The organism is Vibrio sp. 99-70-13A1 (genome assembly GCF_013114625.1).
In the GTDB taxonomy this organism is placed as follows: domain Bacteria; phylum Pseudomonadota; class Gammaproteobacteria; order Enterobacterales; family Vibrionaceae; genus Vibrio.
In genome coordinates this window covers 188,532-205,122 of record NZ_VTXD01000003.1, presented here as the reverse complement: position 1 = coordinate 205,122, position 16,591 = coordinate 188,532, and the positions used below count along the sequence as shown (strand labels likewise).

General features: G+C 40.7%; 15 protein-coding genes. 7 read left to right on the top strand and 8 right to left on the bottom strand.

Annotated elements, in window-relative coordinates:
- Nucleotides 1–167: 167 nt before the first annotated feature.
- Nucleotides 168–2,063, bottom strand: coding sequence for a PTS mannitol transporter subunit IICBA (locus F0226_RS04315; protein WP_171734567.1), 1,896 nt, complete (start codon nucleotides 2,061–2,063; stop codon nucleotides 168–170).
- 680 nt (nucleotides 2,064–2,743) lie between these two features.
- On the opposite strand from F0226_RS04315, the gene F0226_RS04310 reads away from it, so the two are divergent.
- The 4 genes from F0226_RS04310 (at nucleotide 2,744) to norW (ending at nucleotide 7,872) form a co-directional block, all read left to right on the top strand.
- Nucleotides 2,744–3,610 (top strand): glycerol kinase, encoded by an 867-nt coding sequence (locus tag F0226_RS04310; protein ID WP_171734487.1) that lies wholly within the window; start codon nucleotides 2,744–2,746, stop codon nucleotides 3,608–3,610.
- Nucleotides 3,611–4,089: 479 nt separating this feature from the next.
- Nucleotides 4,090–4,746 carry a nitroreductase family protein gene (locus tag F0226_RS04305; protein ID WP_171734486.1) on the top strand — a complete coding sequence of 219 codons (657 nt, stop codon included), beginning with the start codon at nucleotides 4,090–4,092 and terminating at the stop codon, nucleotides 4,744–4,746.
- 419 nt (nucleotides 4,747–5,165) lie between these two features.
- Nucleotides 5,166–6,680, top strand: coding sequence for an anaerobic nitric oxide reductase flavorubredoxin (gene norV / locus F0226_RS04300; RefSeq protein ID WP_171734485.1), 1,515 nt, complete (start codon nucleotides 5,166–5,168; stop codon nucleotides 6,678–6,680).
- Between the two features lies 1 nt (nucleotide 6,681).
- Nucleotides 6,682–7,872 (top strand): NADH:flavorubredoxin reductase NorW, encoded by a 1,191-nt coding sequence (gene norW / locus F0226_RS04295; RefSeq protein ID WP_171734484.1) that lies wholly within the window; start codon nucleotides 6,682–6,684, stop codon nucleotides 7,870–7,872.
- A gap of 199 nt (nucleotides 7,873–8,071) precedes the next feature.
- Here norW and F0226_RS04290 read toward each other — a convergent pair whose 3' ends face one another.
- The 3 genes from F0226_RS04290 to F0226_RS04280 form a co-directional block, all read right to left on the bottom strand.
- Nucleotides 8,072–8,491 carry a hypothetical protein gene (locus F0226_RS04290; protein WP_171734483.1) on the bottom strand — a complete coding sequence of 140 codons (420 nt, stop codon included), beginning with the start codon at nucleotides 8,489–8,491 and terminating at the stop codon, nucleotides 8,072–8,074.
- Nucleotides 8,492–8,699: 208 nt separating this feature from the next.
- The gene (gene gltS, locus F0226_RS04285; RefSeq protein WP_171734482.1) at nucleotides 8,700–9,926 is read right to left on the bottom strand and encodes a sodium/glutamate symporter; all 1,227 of its coding nucleotides are present in this window, start codon (nucleotides 9,924–9,926) and stop codon (nucleotides 8,700–8,702) included.
- Between the two features lie 307 nt (nucleotides 9,927–10,233).
- Complete coding sequence (locus F0226_RS04280) at nucleotides 10,234–10,590, bottom strand: YibL family ribosome-associated protein (RefSeq protein WP_171734481.1); 357 nt, start codon at nucleotides 10,588–10,590, stop codon at nucleotides 10,234–10,236.
- A gap of 363 nt (nucleotides 10,591–10,953) precedes the next feature.
- Here F0226_RS04280 and F0226_RS04275 point away from each other — a divergent pair, with 363 nt between their 5' ends.
- Entirely contained in the window at nucleotides 10,954–11,763 is an 810-nt protein-coding gene (locus tag F0226_RS04275) for a DUF4344 domain-containing metallopeptidase (RefSeq protein ID WP_171734480.1), read from the top strand.
- A 300-nt stretch (nucleotides 11,764–12,063) separates the two neighbouring features.
- A complete protein-coding gene (locus F0226_RS04270; RefSeq protein WP_171734479.1) occupies nucleotides 12,064–13,725 on the top strand; it encodes a methyl-accepting chemotaxis protein in 1,662 nt (553 codons plus the stop codon).
- A gap of 184 nt (nucleotides 13,726–13,909) precedes the next feature.
- Here the strand turns inward: F0226_RS04270 and F0226_RS04265 are convergent, their stop codons facing one another.
- The 4 genes from F0226_RS04265 to F0226_RS04250 all read right to left on the bottom strand — a co-directional run bounded on the left by F0226_RS04265 (nucleotide 13,910) and on the right by F0226_RS04250 (nucleotide 15,746).
- Complete coding sequence (locus F0226_RS04265) at nucleotides 13,910–14,296, bottom strand: tautomerase family protein (protein WP_171734478.1); 387 nt, start codon at nucleotides 14,294–14,296, stop codon at nucleotides 13,910–13,912.
- Between the two features lie 33 nt (nucleotides 14,297–14,329).
- The gene (locus F0226_RS04260) at nucleotides 14,330–14,743 is read right to left on the bottom strand and encodes a GFA family protein (RefSeq protein WP_171734477.1); all 414 of its coding nucleotides are present in this window, start codon (nucleotides 14,741–14,743) and stop codon (nucleotides 14,330–14,332) included.
- Nucleotides 14,744–14,817: 74 nt separating this feature from the next.
- Entirely contained in the window at nucleotides 14,818–15,327 is a 510-nt protein-coding gene (locus tag F0226_RS04255) for a DUF2867 domain-containing protein (protein ID WP_171734566.1), read from the bottom strand.
- A gap of 176 nt (nucleotides 15,328–15,503) precedes the next feature.
- Nucleotides 15,504–15,746: a Rho-binding antiterminator gene (locus F0226_RS04250; RefSeq protein ID WP_171734476.1), complete on the bottom strand. Its 243-nt coding sequence runs from the start codon at nucleotides 15,744–15,746 to the stop codon at nucleotides 15,504–15,506.
- A gap of 128 nt (nucleotides 15,747–15,874) precedes the next feature.
- On the opposite strand from F0226_RS04250, the gene F0226_RS04245 reads away from it, so the two are divergent.
- A complete protein-coding gene (locus tag F0226_RS04245; RefSeq protein ID WP_171734475.1) occupies nucleotides 15,875–16,534 on the top strand; it encodes an LON peptidase substrate-binding domain-containing protein in 660 nt (219 codons plus the stop codon).
- Nucleotides 16,535–16,591: the final 57 nt, after the last annotated feature.

Genomic DNA, 16,591 nt, shown 5'->3' with positions numbered 1-16,591 from the left:
AACAACATGCCATCAATTTCGTGGCATTAAGCAGTCAGCTATTCAGACTTAATTGCGGTTAACCAACTGAGGTAGCCACCTTAATGAAAATCAATGTAGGCCCGAAAATGAGACCAGTGAGGGGGAACACTGGTCTCTTCACTCAGGAGCCTAGACTAAAAGCCCGATTACTTACCGTTAAGGATACGAAGTACATCTTCAGGGTTAGATGTTGACTTCAAGCACTCAATTGCTTCTTCGTCATCAAGTGAATTCGTAATAGCCATAAGCACCATGTTGTGCTCATCACCTTGAGCCGCGATACCAATAACAAGCTTAGCGATGTCATCTTCATCTTCGCCCCACTGAATACCTTCAGGGTATTGGCAGAATACGATGCCTGTTTTCTGTACGTACTGCTTAGCTTCGATAGTACCGTGAGGAACTGCGATTGATTCGCCAAGGTAAGTCGTTACAAGCTCTTCGCGGGCGAACATGCCTTCAACATATTCTGGCGCAACGTTACCAAGCTTCACTAGTTGCTCTCCGGCAAACTTAATAGCGTCTTGTTTTGACGTCGGCTTCATGCCTAAAAAGATGTTATCGCTTGATAGTGTTAGCGTGCCTTGAGGCTCTTCTGCTGCTGCAACCGGAGCGGTTGCTGGCGCTTTAGTTTCGCCGTTTTGAGCGTCAAGTAACTCAGCAACTAGGTTGTCGTATACATGTCCATCTAAGAAATTATTCAAAGAGATATGCATTGCTGCTGTTGCGTGGTTACGTGCACGGTCTGTCAGATCTTTGTGAGTCACAACAATCTGAGAGTCTGCAGGCAAGTTGTTGATTGCAAGGTTCGTTACATGGATATCTAAGCCAGACGCTTCAACCTTCTTACGTAGAAGACCTGCACCCATTGCACTTGAACCCATACCCGCATCACAAGCAACGTAGATAGCGTTCACTTTAGACATATCAACCGCTTCACCAGTCACTTGACCTTTAGAAGAAGCTTTCATGTCTTTCATTGCGCTTGATGCTTTCTCTAGAGAGTCTTCGCCTTCACCCGTGTCACCTTGTGTCTTCATAAGAAGAGAAGCGACTAGGAAAGAAGTACCTGTTGCAGCGATTACAGAAAGAATTACGCCAACAAATGATGCTTTCGGAGTAAGCAGCAAGATTGCAATAATTGAACCCGGAGATGCTGGAGACAATAGACCTGAAGCAAAAATCACGTTTGTGAATACACCAGCCATACCACCTGCGATAACAGCAAGGATTAGGCGTGGGTTCATCAGTACGTATGGGAAGTAAATTTCGTGGATACCACCGAAGAAGTGGATGATAGATGCACCAGCAGCTGATTGCTTAGCATTACCTTTACCAAATACCATGTACGCTAGAAGAAGACCAAGACCTGGACCTGGGTTCGCTTCAATTAGGAAGAAGATTGATTGACCAAGTTCTTCTGACTGCTGGATACCCAGTGGAGAGAAAATACCGTGGTTAATTGCGTTGTTTAGGAAAAGGATTTTTGCAGGTTCAACGAAAATTGATGCAAGAGGAAGTGCACCCGCTTCAACCATTACGTTAACACCAGCCGCTAGACCAGCAGAAAGAACTTTAACAGCAGGGCCGATAACTACAAACGCAATGATTGCGCAGATCATACCGATGATACCCGCTGAGAAGTTATTCACTAACATCTCAAAGCCGCTCTTCACTTTACCGTGAACAGCTTCATCGAATTTCTTAATTGCGATACCACCTAGTGGACCAACAATCATTGCACCCATGAACATTGGGATATCAGTACCAACGATAACACCCATTGTCGTGATAGCGCCGACAACCGCACCACGGTCGCCACCAGTCATCTTACCACCAGTGTAACCAATCAATAATGGTAGTAAGTAGGTAATCATAGGACCAACCATTGACGCTAACGTTTCGTTAGGTAACCAACCAGTTGGAATAAATAGAGCAGTAATGAAACCCCACGCAATAAATGCGCCGATGTTTGGCATCACCATGTTAGATAGAAAACGACCAAAGTTTTGAACCTTGATCTTCGCTTCTGGAGATAGCATAGGTAGAACCCCGTAATGTTTTGGACGGCCAAGTGGCCAAAAATGTGTCATCAAAAGTTGATTAAAATGTATCACAAGATTTCAAAATTGCACCTCACGCCAGGAAGTGTGACTCACATCACTAAAAATTAGGTAAATAGTATTAGTAATACAAATCAATATCACAAAAACACCATGAATGTTAATTACACAGCCACTTAATTGATAATTACTATCAACAACCAGTGATTCAAATCACACTAAGAGCCATGTATATAAAAAATAAATGGAGACCAAGATCACATTATTAATAAAGCGGATAATTTTTAAATGAAAAACAGCACAACAGTACAGCATACATCGGTGTGTTATATAAATCATAACTCATATAAATCTTAGTATTTGTAATAAAATTACAAAATAAACATGACGTTTTATTGGTACTTTATAAAACCCAAAACGCACAGGTCGAACACTTTGTGATCTAGATCGACATATCTCCCTATAAGAGAAGTATGAGTCTTTATCTAACCACTAACGATATTTCGCTTCATACAGCAGATCCGTGCAATCACTAAAGAAATCTGGACGATAAAACTAAAGAAACTTGAACGAAAAAGATAAACAAAGTCTAGTTCACTCCTTCTCATTTTCCCGATAAAATGCAATTCATGTTCAATGTGTGGTGAAAAGGACATTAGATGCCAGACAAACGCTCAACCTCCTCCATAGCAAAGTTGAGAGAAATAGAAGTAAAACAACTTTTCAATGAACTCAAAGTCGCTGGATATATAGTGAGATCGCAAGATAAGTGGGTATTAACGGAGCGCGGTGAAAAATTCGGCGGGGAATATATTGAGCACAGCAAGTTCGGCACATTTATCGTCTGGCCTGAAAACCTACTGATTGACCATGCATCCACATCAGGCAAAACACTCACAGCAACGCAAGTCGCCAAACACTTTGAATTGAGTGCAAAGAAAATAAATCTACTTCTGAGTGAATTGGGATGGATCATAAAAAGCGATCAAGGCTGGCAAGTGACAGAAACCGGTCTAAAAGCAGGTGGAGAACAACGCGAAGATAAGCAAACCCAAAACCAATATGTGACGTGGCACGATACTATTGTTCGTCACAAAAGACTTCGCCAGTCGGTTGTTGAGTTTCTAGGTCAGGATGCAGAAAGTCACTCCACTGATGTTTCATTTTCTAGTTTCAGACAAAAATTCGAAGCCAAACATCGAACACTTGATGGGCACTATGTACGTTCAAAGGGAGAACTGATCATAGATAACTGGCTCTATATGGCAGGTGTAGTACACGGTTATGAGCGCCCTCTTCCTATTGAGCAAGATGTGATGAGTGATTTCTACTTACCATCTGGCAAAGTCTATGTTCAATACTGGGGAACAGACAGTGGTAATGTTGATGATGAGAAACGTATCGCCACTACTCTCATCTATGAAAAGCATGGCTTTGCTTTAATTGAATTATTTCCAGAAGACATTGCTAACCTAGATAAGGTGTTCCCCGCTAAGCTTCGTCAATATGGTATCAAAGCGTATTAACTAATACGCTTTACCCAAGCTTCTTCTTTCTATCTTTCTATCTTTCTATCTTTCTATCTTTCTATCTTTCTATCTTTCTATCTTTCTATTAGAAAAGCACCTGTGTCCACAATCCGCAATATCTTGATAATTTTATTGGTCGCTAAACCATTACCTAGATTGATATGGACATAACTGGGTGAAAAAGAGTGAATTAGCACCTCAACACCTGCTTAACATCACACTAACCACCACATTATGGACATTTAAACCCATAGTAATTAGGTATCTTTGCCATTTTTTTTATTCACAACTTCGATTACCTTATGTTCATCGACTTGAGCTACCGCAGAAATTCGATAATTGGGTAAGGTCGATGCCCATTTAAAACAGAATAAATATTAATTAGTTCTGTAAATTTTATGGGTTGTCTGTTTATTGTGAACGTTATTGAACATTAAACCCTTCAACATTTAGTATTATAGATATTAGGATTCAACATGACTCATCCAATCATCACTGATTTAAACACTCGTTACACTGTTAAAAAATACGATGCTGAAAAACGTGTTTCTGCGGAAGACATGGCTATCATCAAAGAAGCGCTTCGCTTATCAGCTTCTTCTATTAACTCTCAGCCTTGGAAATTCATCATCATCGAGAGTGACGAAGCGAAGCAACGTTTCCACAATACTTTCGAAAACATGTTCCAGTTTAACCAACCTCATGCAAAAGAAGCGTCACACACTATTCTTTTCGCACATGACCCTAAGTACACGAAAGAGAAATTCGCGAAACGTGCTGACACTGAAGTAAGTTCAGGCCATCTACCAGCTGAAATGTACGAGCAATTCTTAGGTGCTTACGCTTTCGCTGACATGAACACAGACGAAACAGGGTTTAACGGTAACTGGACTAAGTCTCAAGTTTACATTGCACTGGGTAACATCATGCATACGCTTGCTCGTCTAGGCATCTCATCTACCCCTATGGAAGGTGTTGACGCTGCAATGATCGGTGAAGAATTTGCAGATGAGCTAGAAGGTCACGTTGTTGATGTAGCATTAGCTATCGGCTTCCATAAAGAAGGCGAAGACTACAACCACGGTAAACCAAAAGCTCGCCTAGCTCTTGATGAAGTGGTAACAACGCTTTAATACTAAGCAATAGTGCTTGTGTTAGACATACAGCTTTAAATAATAGGTCAGGCTCAGCCTGGCCTTTTTTATGCGTAAAACACTTTTTAATGAACAAAGCATTTGGTGCTAAAAGCTTAAATAGAAACCTTAATTTGAGTTATCCTCTTATCCTCTTATCCTCTTATCCTCTTATCCTCTTATCCTCTTATCCTCTTATCCTCTTATCCTCTTATCCTCTTATCCTCTAGATAGAACATAATTTTATCTAGAACAAACAAAAAGACCTTAAATAGTCATTTGGACTCAATTCAACACCATGTCACATTGACACTATAATTAAAGATTAAAAACAATAAACCTATAAAATCAACAAGATAAAAACATGGCATGACTAGTGCAAAGATGACCTTAGAAAACATTAATAAGGTATTATCATTATGACTATTCACGTTAAAGGCAATGTTCACTGGGTTGGTATTCACGATTGGGAAACTGAACACTTCCATGGCAAGGAATATCACATGAACAAAGGTACCAGCTATAACTCGTACCTCATCCGTGAAGAGAAGACGGTTCTTGTCGATACTGTTGACCACCGCTTTACCGATCAATTCCTAGCAAACCTAGAAATGGAAATCGATCTCAATGAGATTGATTACATCATTTGCCAGCATGCAGAAGAAGATCATTCAGGTGCCCTTTCTGCTTTACTCGAAAAAATTCCTAATACACCTATCTATTGTACAGAGGCTGGGGTGAATTCCATTATTGGTCATCACCACAAACCTGACTGGAATTTTAGAACCGTAAAAACAGGTGATGCGCTCGATATAGGTAACGGCAAACAGCTTATTTTTGTTGAGATGAAAATGTTGCACTGGCCGGATTCAATGGCTACTTACTTAACCAGTGACGAAGTACTTTTCAGTAACGATGCTTTTGGTCAACATTACTGCGACGAAAACCTATTTAATGATCAACTGGACCAAGTAGAGCTTCATGATCAGTGCTTACGTTATTTCTCAAATATCCTGACCCCTTTCGCTCCTCTCGTGAAAGCCAAGATAGAAGAAGTATTAAGCCTTGGCGTACCTATTGACGTTATTGCCACTTCACATGGCTGTATCTGGCGTGATAACGCGACCCAAATTGTCGAGCAGTACTACGAATGGTCTAAAGCTTATAAAGAAGATCGTATTACGATTGTCTACGACACCATGTCTAACAACACTCGAATGATGGCTGATGCCATCGCAAAAGGTATTCGTAAAAGCAGCCCAGAAACAGCAATTAAAGTCTTTAATATTTCTAAGCATGACAAAAATGACATTCTCGCCAACATCTTCCGCTCAAAAGGCGTGTTAGTTGGGTCTTCAACCATGAATAACGTAATGATGCCGCAAATCGCTGCGTTATTGGAAGAGATACATGGCCTACGTTTTGCTGAAAAAAGAGCCGCAGCATTTGGGTCGTCTGGCTGGACTGGTGGTGCTGTAAAACGTATTGATGCACGCCTTCGTGAAGCCAACTTTGAAGTTAGCCCTGCGCAGCACATTCATTGGAAACCCGATACCGATGCGCTACGACAATGCATCGATTATGGCATGACTCTCGCGGATGTATGGCGAGTGGATGCTGATGAGGTATGCCAACCAAAGCAAGTTGAGCGCAAGAAAACTCAAATTGTAGAATCGGGAACAAGTACTAAGCAGAACGCTGAGAGTAGTGTTTGCAATTCAGATTTAGAGATTGAAGTTAAGGCTGAGGTTGAGCAATCAAGCCACAATTCAGACTGCACTTGCTGGCGCTGTACCGTTTGCGAATGGATCTACGATCCTCAACTGGGCGAACCAAACCAAGATGTAGAGCCAGGAACACCTTGGGAACAAGTACCAGATTACTTCCTTTGCCCAGAATGCAGCTTGGGCAAAGAAGTGTTTGTAGAGGTATAACATGCAGCCAATCATCATTATAGGCGGTGGGTTCGCTGCACTTCAGACTATAAAAATGCTCAGAAAAATCGATACTCAAATTGCTATTGAGCTCTTCACGTCGGATAACGGTGCTGAATACAACAAGCCGAGCCTTTCCCATGTATTCAGCCAAAACCAAAGTGTAGAAGATCTTACGCTGAATACCGCAGCCGCTGTGGCTGAGCAATACAATATTGTTGTCCATACCCACACTCGTGTGGAAAGCATTAATGCCGAAGTGCAATACATTGAAGCGAATGGTAAACGTCATCACTATTCAAAATTGGTATTGGCGACAGGGGCGAGTACGTTTGTTCCGCCCGTAAAAGGACTGGACCATAACAAGGTACTCACCTTGAACAGCCTAAGCGAGTTTCATCAATCCAAACCTCGCATTGATGCTGCAAAACGAATAGCCATTATTGGAGGCGGGTTAATTGGTGTTGAGCTAGCGCTTGATCTACAAGTGGCAGGTAAAGAAGTCACGGTCTTCGAGCCTGCGTCTCATTTATTGGCTAATCTTTTACCCACTTTTGTGTCTGATGAGCTGGAACGAGAACTCATCAAATGTGGTGTCAGAGTGAAAACCAATACGGCGATTATAGAAGCTAAACATAATGATGATAATGTAGTTTTACGCACATGTTCATCAGGTCTAGAGGTAACTAACCATCTGATGGCTTCAGCTAATCGTACTGAAGAGGATGAAATTGTATTTGATGAAATAATCGCGGCTGCGGGTCTTCGCCCCAACATCGAGCTGGCGATACAAGCGGGAATCGACGTCAATCAAGGCATTGTGGTTGACTCAACACTGTCTAGCAGCGTCAGAAATATTTTTGCGATTGGAGACTGCGCAGAAATTGAAGGGCGAGTGATGGCTTACCTACAACCTGCCATTTTGTCTGCAAACGTTCTTGCAAAGCAACTGACCAGTTCTGAAGGTAACTTAGCTTTACCACCGATGCTAACCAAGGTGAAAACGCCGAGTTATCCTATCCAATTGTCAGGAAAGCACATTCAGACTGCAACACGCTGGGAAGCGGAATTTACCCAAAACGGCATAGTAGCTAAAGCATTTAACGATGCGAATAGCTTCGTTGGGTTCGTTGTCACTGGTAACCACCCCAAGGCTGCTTTCCCGCTATTACGTGAACTGCAATTGGCTTAGCTATTATAGAGGAGGTTGAGATTGTGGAATAACACATCTCTTCCTTCTTTCTTATTTCTTATTTCTTATTTCTTATTTCTTCACGCTCGCTCAGATCATTCACCGAACGGGTATTTAATTCTAATAAAAATTTGGCTGCCTCTATTTACATAAAATAAATAGAGCAGCCTAAACCTAACTCAAGAAGGGCCTATAAGAGTTAGAAATTGATACCAGCACCAACGTAAACATTGTCACTGTTTTTAAAATCTTCAGAAGCTTCTTTATAGCCAACTCGAAACGTCAAACGCCCCTGCGTATAACCCACTTCCCCGCCATAAACAAAAGCCATATCAATATTGTCATTGAAATAATGCACCCCGCCGATAGGAGCCACATAAAAGTTCCCATAGGGGAAAACCGGTTTCACGTTCAAACCGAATGAATGCACATCGTCGCTGTATTTCGCGTATTCCAATTCGTAGCCAAAATTCATTTCAGGGCTAGCGGTAAAATAAAAGCCATATTGCAGAGCGTATTTAGAACCATTCGTCAGGTAATCACCGCTCAAATACACAGTTGACTCTGCATGTAGCGTGCTAGGAATTAGAGCCAAACAACAAAATATTTTCTTTATCATCGATTACTTCCTAGAACACAACGCTCATTTATTTATGGCACCGAAAATAACACATCAGTTTCCATAGGAGTGTAAGTGCTTGTAAGCATCTCTTGCTTTTGAATCAATATGTTGGAAGTCATTTAAAGAATAAATCTTATTCGTGAGCAATAAAAAAGCTCTTCCAAATAGAAGAGCTTTTCGAGTTTATATCTACCAATGAGTACGATTATCCAATAAAGGAAATGTACCCTTGTAGAATAATCAAGTTAACGATATCGATGAAGAAAGCACCAACAATGGGAACCACCATAAAAGCTTGAGGTGATGGACCAAAGCGATTCACAAGTGAACCCATGTTCATCACAGCAGTAGGTGTTGCCCCTAAGCCGAAACCACAGTGCCCGCCAGCCATAACCGCCGCATCATAATTTGAACCCATAACCTTGAACGTCACAAAGTACGAGAAGATACCGAGAACCACAGCCTGAACCGCTAAGATAGCGAGGAATGGGATCGCAAGGTCAAAAATGTTCCACAGCTTTAAGCTCATCAAGGCCATTGCTAAGAATAGCGATAATGAAACCGTACCGAGAATATCGACCGTTTCGCTGTCCGTCTTATGGATTTTGGTCACTTCAAACACATTGGTGATGAATACACCAATAAACAAAGCGTACACAAAGTCAGGAATCATCAACCAAGTGATTTCAAAAGTACTCACCCACTGCTCTAAATAACGAGCACCAGTAATACAGATAAGAAGAATAAACAGCACTTCAATAACCTTCTTTGCGGTTACCTTGTCTTCTTCGTATTCGTTGTAAGTGACTAGCTCAGGAAAACGTTCATGAGTATGAGTACCCGTGCCGTATTCAGATTCAAGGTTATTCTTGTTAATAAGCTTTTGAGCGACAGGGCTACCAATGATGCCACCAATGATCAAACCAAAGGTTGCAGATGCCATTGCGATTTCCAGTGTATTCGCAATACCATAAGTATCAGCAAACGTTTGAGACCAAGCCGCACCCGTTCCATGACCGCCAGAAAGCGTTATCGAGCCGGCAATAAGCCCCATTAATGGTTCTAAACCGAGAGCCGTTGCTAGCGTCACGCCAACACCGTTTTGGATGATGATATAGACTGAAGCCACCCCTAAGAACAGGAAGACTTTCGCTCCACCTTTGATTAACTGAGTATAGTTTGCCGCTAAACCTACCGTTGCGAAAAACATCAGCATGAAGGTGTTTTGTAAAGGTAAAGAAAACTCTAGATCGATACCATTGAAGTGAAGACCTGTGATAGCAAAAGCGACAAGCAACCCACCAACAATGGGTTCTGGAATATTGTATTTTTTAAGTACTGGGAGCTTTGCGTTCACAAAATGACCTAGAAACAACACACTAATCGCGATTAGGAAAGATTCTAGTGGCCCTATTGAAATTAAATGATTCATATAACCTCTATATTTTTACGTTCTCATCTTCCCTAATGAGTTCAATTTGTCAGTAACTGGTTTCTTGTTCTGCCTGTATGCAAGTTGATAAGATAATCATGGTTAAAAAAGAAACTAACTTACTCAATAGGTTCAAACCTATGTTAGTGGCAAGTTAAGTTTTATAAAAAACAAAAGAATTTGTGATTACAATCAAACCTATGATTTGAAGTAAACGTAACTAATGTCATCACAAAGTAACTTTTCAAATCCCCAAAAAAGCAAAAAGGAGCTATCACTAGCTCCTTTTTCATTACCGTATCGGTAATTAGAATTTTTTCGGGGCAAACCCAGTCATCACTTCAAGGCGAAGTTCTTTACCCACTTTAGTCATCGGGTGAACAACCACTAGTCCTTTAACTGACTTTTTCAGTTTACCCATATCCGCTTGCTCTGCTTTCGTAATTTCACGACGAAATGGCATATCAACCAGTGCTTTACGCTCTTGGTTCACATCGAAGCTTTGCTTGTGTTTCAGCTGTGCAATTTTCTTAGTTAACTTTTTGATTTCGTCTTCAAATTGGTTAACGACAGGACGATCATTACGAGCCTTAGCAGCCGCTAACTTGTGGCGACACTTGTCTAGACGGTTGTTAATTTGTTGAAGTTCGTTTGTACCACTCATAATAATTTCCTAAATTTAGCAAGCCAACGCGGATTGGGGCGCGGAGTATAGCATAAATAAACGCCGCTACCGAATTTTATCTTACGGATAGCAGCACACCCTTTTTATACTATTTCCCGCTCACTTGATAACTCACTAGATGCTCGCTACACAGAACCCAAAATGCAGCGCGACTTGTAAAACAAGCCAAGTAAACGCTCATGAAGCCAAGCTTGAAAAAGTAAGTAATAAAGAACATGTGTGATTCAACTATCGAAACTTCCGTTATTATCTAAACTATAAATAGGTTATATCGTTCACACACCAATATTCAGTAAAGGAATGCTAAAAAGCTGAATTGAATTGATAAAATAAGAGAGAAATATGAGAACACTATGGCTCACAGGGATAAGTTGTTTGATCTGTACACCTTTACAGGCAGGAATCATTAGTGCATCTGACAGCACAAGTGATTCTCAAAGTACTGCTGATGCTAAAAAAAGCGTGACCGTTGAATACTTGCCTGCACAAGATGACTTTGAAGCGTCTCTGAAAGCTGAAATCGAAGCAAGTGGAATCAACAATACGCTCATTGACCTTTCTGAACAAATCTTCCCATTCAATAGCACTCTACTCATGCAATACGGAGGGGAAGAGGGACCGATGTATGACCCAGCAACTCATACCGTTCATATTCCCTACTCTTTCTACGCCGAATCTATCGATTATTTTACGAAGAATAAATACGACGAAAAGTACAATAAGCCCGCTCAACTGGGCGCGATAGATACTCTTTTACATACACTGCTTCATGAAGCTGGTCATGCTTATATTGAAGATCAAAATATTGCGATATTAGGGAAAGAAGAAGACGCCGTAGACAACTTCGCCACCATCGTATTGCTGAACTACATAGATGGTGGCGATGATGCTGCTATTAGTGCTGCAGATATGTTTGCTTTTGAGTCAGAAGACAGGCCTGACTACTACGATTTTGGCGAATATATTGACGAGCACAGTTTTGATTTACAGCGTTACTTTTCAACCTTATGTCTGGTTTACGGCAGTGACCCTGAAAAACACACTAACCTGCTGAATGAAGTAGAGAACAACTATTTAAGTGACCGAAAAGATTTTTGTATATTTAACTACGAAACCATCAATCAAAATTGGCAACAGCATTTAAATTTATAAATAGATTAAAACCAAAAACAATCAAAGCATTACAAAGAGTAAATACAGATAAATACCAACAATAAAATAAGCCTGCAGGAATAAAATTTTGTTTCTTCAGGTTTAATTACACTCAGCTTACTTACATAAGACCCAATAATACAAAGTACAAGTCAGCACTTAACACTGTAATTACATGCAACTATATATAAATAACGATCTGTTCACATTTCGTTTTATAATTTCAAAGTAAGCTCACTAGATAACTATTAAAATTATAAGGTTAGTGAATACTGCCTATAGCTCAATTAGGAAACCAAGATGAGTATTACCATTCGCAAACGACTTTATATTCTGTCCATATTCCCATTGCTTATTATCACGATTGGCATGATGACTTTGAGCTATATGGAGCTGAATAACCTCAACAAGAAACAAATCCAAACCACCCATGAAAGTATGATGGAAATTAAAAAGACTGAGCTTAGATCTTATGTCGATATAGCCAAAACGGCTCTTAATCCTATCATTGCAAGCAATGGCACAAGAGAAGATGCCATTAATACACTGAAAGAAATCAACTTTGGTGAAAATGGCTACATCTTCGGCTACACATCAAAAGGGGTTCGTGTTCTGCAAGGGCAATCTGATGCTGGGGTTGGTGAAAACTTTTTCAACTTACAGGATAAGAAAGGTAATTACCTGATTCAGGACCTCCTAAAAAATGCAAAAGTGAACAAATTCACGACCTACTACTTCCCAAAACCAAACCAAACTATCCCGCAGCCTAAGCTGAGCTATTCTGTATTTTTCCCGCAATGGGACATGATGATTGGTACTGGCTTTTATACTGACGATGTCGATAGCACCATCGCTATGATGGACAAACAATCAAAAGAGATTGCCGACAAAAGTTTAGTCACCATCGCTTTATTTTGTTTAGGGATTACCGTTGTGGTGATCATTTTTGCCATGTACATCAACCGCAGTATCATGCGACCACTTGAACAATTTGATGATTCTATTCGTGCCTTCGCAAGTGGTGATGCAGACCTAACCGCTCGTATGGATATTTCATCGGTACCGGAATTTAAAACCCTGACTACAAACTTCAATATCTTTGTCGCCAGCCTGCAAGACATTATTGGAAAGGTGAGTTTGGTCAGCCAACAAGTGGTGGATGAAACCAATAACATGTCGGGCAGAGCAGCCAAAGTGGATGAACTGGCTTCTGGGCAGCAACTCGAAACCGACCAAGTTGCGACCGCAATGACGGAAATGACTTCAACGGCTCACGAAATATCTAACAATGCGAATCAAGCGGCAGATTCAGCAAAGAATGCAGAAGACAACGTGAATGAAGCAAACGAGATTGTCTCTTCTGCGGTTCATTCCGTGCAAGACTTAGCTTCTGAAGTGGCTCAAGCGAGTGAAGTGATTTCTAAACTAGAAGGTGATGTAAGAAATATTTCGTCTTCCCTTGAAGTAATCCAAGATATAGCCGAGCAAACCAACTTACTTGCTTTAAATGCAGCGATTGAAGCAGCCAGAGCCGGCGAACAAGGTCGTGGGTTTGCAGTAGTTGCAGACGAAGTAAGAAAATTGGCAAGCCGAACTCAAGAAAGTACGGGTGACATTCACAAAATGATTGAGCAACTCAAGTCCGCTTCCGATAATGCAGTGAAAGCAATGGACACAAGTCAGTCTCGAAGTAAGAGCGCCGTTACGGAAGCAAACTCTGCCAAAGATGCACTGGAAAAAATCAAAGGCTCTATCGATATAATCATGGATATGAACTCTTTAATTGCAACCGCAACTCAGGAGCAAAGCCATGTTGGGCAAGAGATTTCACAGCGTATTACCGTGATTTCAGACCAAAGTAACCAATCCGCTTCATTAGCGAACGATAACCGTGTTGGCAGCCAAGATCTTAATGGCAAGGCACATCAACTGAACGAGTTAGTCGATAGGTTTACGATTTAGACCTGTTTTAAACTAAAGCTCGACCCATAAAACAGACAAGTATGAACCCATACTTGTCTTTTTTAATCGCTTTCATTTTCTCATCAAACGAGGGCTTTAACTAAGCTCACCGACTTTCTAAATCAGGTTATTAAACCTGCAGGACTAACCAAAAATAAGGCTTAGCAAAAGATTCTACAAAAACCTACACATTCACCTTGTATCTAAGATCTTGTGCTTCATCTCCTGTCATTCCTCTAAACCCCCAGCAGTGCGAAGGTTGCTCTTTGATAGTGATCTCTATATTGATGGGTTTAATCCCAAGCTTGAGTTCAATCTCAGAAAAAATCTTCTTAATGAGTGCTTTCTTCGTACGAACCGTTCGCCCTTCCATCATATTGATCTCAATAACGGTATACGCATCTGTGCGACCTTCTGGGTAAAAGAAATCTTCTTTATCTAGCGGGACAAAGCGATGCGCTCGCTTATCGTCAGGCAGACCCATTTCGCTGTTTAAGCAAAACTGCAAAATATCGGATAGCTGAAGTTTGATAGGGTTGAGTTGCGCCTTAATGCCATAAATAACAATCATATTCATTCCTTGAGATGCTAAAGACTTTAATCGTTAAGGTTGTTTTTCGAAGACTTTCACACCTTCAGGAATCTCCACCCAACTCAATTTTTCAGAAACCCAAACATGTGCCACAGGTTGGAAAATAGTGTCCTGATCAAAACCGACAGGTTTCAATTTTAATTTAATGGTGGTTTGATCGTCCGGATTATAGTGATAAACGCGATTACCACAATCAGGGCAAAAAGCGGCGTTATTACGATTGCCAGAATCTGACATTCGGCTCCACTCTTTTAACTGACCTTGAAACTCAATGTCACCTTGCCCCACAACTGCTGTCACACTAAAAGGGCTGGTAGATAGTTTCTGGCACTCTTTGCAGTGGCAAGCTAATACCATTTTCGGTTCAGCCTTTAGTTGATAAGTCACTTGCCCACACTGGCAGGCACCTTCGATAGGATAATCCATTGATCACTTCCTCAATTACTCACATTGAAATGGTATGAAGCATGAGTAAACCCTAGCGACATACCTTTATCTCCCTAAGACAATATGGCATAAGGCAGCTGTTTTAGAGAACTTGGAACGATGATTTTATGAACAGGACCTACAAAAAACATATAGACTCGCCCCAGCTTATTTTTCACATGGACGACAGAAGTAGCGTGAACCTTCGCTGTATTACCATTCGGTTCAATTTTAAAAGAGAGTTTCACGTTAAGGTGGTTATCTCTGTCTTCGACAATTACTTCAGTCTCTGATTTTGAATACAAAGAGAAAATACCAATTTTATCGCCAACCTGATAATCAGCCGCCAATTTTGTTGTATCAACATCGGTCAGATTGCCTAAATTTTTCAATCCGAATAGCCCAACGACTTTGTTTCTCAGCGCCATTAACACTGAAACCCACTTCGGCGTAGCTTTCATAAGATCCATATAAACATCCATGGCTGACTGGCCTTGGTATTGAATATCGGTGTAGAAGGAATCAGCAAAATAGGCGTCTTCTAAATGTGTGCGAATATCGGCATTATCAGGTAATTGATTCATCTTGGTCATTTTCTCCATTTGATTGCTTGAGCAAAAGTATCCTTATCTCGACTCTACCTATTTCAATATTGAGAGAAAGCCTTACCGCACATAAACACGCATAGTCTCAATTCAGCAACGGCGTACTTTGTCTTTCCATAAAACTAACGGCGTTTAGAATGCAAAAAGTGCAGGCTTTAAAATGTCACCAACTTAAACTTGGGGTTCTGAGTAAGCACTTCTAAACGGACCAGTTCATCTAATACTACTAACACTGAATCAGTCTCTCGTTTAATCAAAATACATTCTTGCTTGTTTTCATTTCTTTTCGTGTCATTAGCGACACCTTGGATACTCTCACCTGACTTTAACGTCAGTAAGACTTCATATTTATACAGGCAAACAATTTCAATGTAATCGTAATGGTTGCAACTGATCATGGCTTCCTCTTCCTTGCATGGTTCCTCTCAGCTTTACACTGTAAAACAAAAGAAAGCTCACAGCACTGATCGCGTGTTACCTGCTGCGCGTACTAACCAATAAGCGTACCTATTTAAAAGAGTGGCATATGCAGGAATCAACCTCAAAAAATACACAACAGGCAATGGTAAGTAATAATTTAGTTCCCGCCTCAACGCAGCAAGTTCACCATAACCTTGCTGTATTTCCTCTACCCATATTTTTGTTGCCCGGAGGTAGGCAGCGATTGCGTATATTCGAACAAAAATATTTATCCATGATAGCGAAGGCGGCTGAAGGAAAAGGGTTTGTGATTGCTCGATCCAATAAACAACAAGATTTTCAAACCAGCACTTGGGGTATAAAAGTGGCCATTGTCGACTTCGATATGGGAGAAGACAATATTTTAGAAGTGGATGTCGAAGGCGTTGAATTGGTGACATTATCTAACTTTAGCTACCAAGAAGATGGCTTATTAATAGGCAGTGCAATGGCGACAGAACATTGGTCTAAACCTGATAATAGTGAACCAGCACAACGGCTTTCTGGTTTTTTAGAGAAGCTATTTCAAGAACATCAACTCATTCAATCTTTGTATTCTCACACTAAATTTGATGACCCTGCCTGGGTTTGTTCTCGGCTTATTGAAATACTACCCATCTCACTTGATAGAAAAGAAACCTTTCTTTCACCCAACAGTTTTCCATCATTAGTAGCGTTATTAAACGAGGTAGTAACAGGGAGCACAACAAAAGACGAAATAAGTTAAAAATAAAAGTGATCTATTTTAGTTCTAGCGTCGTAATGATCGCTAAATTCGCTTAAT

Coding starts and splice junctions, on each gene's coding strand:
- F0226_RS04315 (WP_171734567.1), bottom strand. CDS start 2,063: ATGCTATCTCCAGAAGCGAAGATCAAGGTTCAAAACTTTGGTCGTTTT.
- F0226_RS04310 (WP_171734487.1), top strand. CDS start 2,744: ATGCCAGACAAACGCTCAACCTCCTCCATAGCAAAGTTGAGAGAAATA.
- F0226_RS04305 (WP_171734486.1), top strand. CDS start 4,090: ATGACTCATCCAATCATCACTGATTTAAACACTCGTTACACTGTTAAA.
- norV (WP_171734485.1), top strand. CDS start 5,166: ATGACTATTCACGTTAAAGGCAATGTTCACTGGGTTGGTATTCACGAT.
- norW (WP_171734484.1), top strand. CDS start 6,682: ATGCAGCCAATCATCATTATAGGCGGTGGGTTCGCTGCACTTCAGACT.
- F0226_RS04290 (WP_171734483.1), bottom strand. CDS start 8,491: ATGATAAAGAAAATATTTTGTTGTTTGGCTCTAATTCCTAGCACGCTA.
- gltS (WP_171734482.1), bottom strand. CDS start 9,926: ATGAATCATTTAATTTCAATAGGGCCACTAGAATCTTTCCTAATCGCG.
- F0226_RS04280 (WP_171734481.1), bottom strand. CDS start 10,590: ATGAGTGGTACAAACGAACTTCAACAAATTAACAACCGTCTAGACAAG.
- F0226_RS04275 (WP_171734480.1), top strand. CDS start 10,954: ATGAGAACACTATGGCTCACAGGGATAAGTTGTTTGATCTGTACACCT.
- F0226_RS04270 (WP_171734479.1), top strand. CDS start 12,064: ATGAGTATTACCATTCGCAAACGACTTTATATTCTGTCCATATTCCCA.
- F0226_RS04265 (WP_171734478.1), bottom strand. CDS start 14,296: ATGATTGTTATTTATGGCATTAAGGCGCAACTCAACCCTATCAAACTT.
- F0226_RS04260 (WP_171734477.1), bottom strand. CDS start 14,743: ATGGATTATCCTATCGAAGGTGCCTGCCAGTGTGGGCAAGTGACTTAT.
- F0226_RS04255 (WP_171734566.1), bottom strand. CDS start 15,327: ATGAATCAATTACCTGATAATGCCGATATTCGCACACATTTAGAAGAC.
- F0226_RS04250 (WP_171734476.1), bottom strand. CDS start 15,746: ATGATCAGTTGCAACCATTACGATTACATTGAAATTGTTTGCCTGTAT.
- F0226_RS04245 (WP_171734475.1), top strand. CDS start 15,875: ATGCAGGAATCAACCTCAAAAAATACACAACAGGCAATGGTAAGTAAT.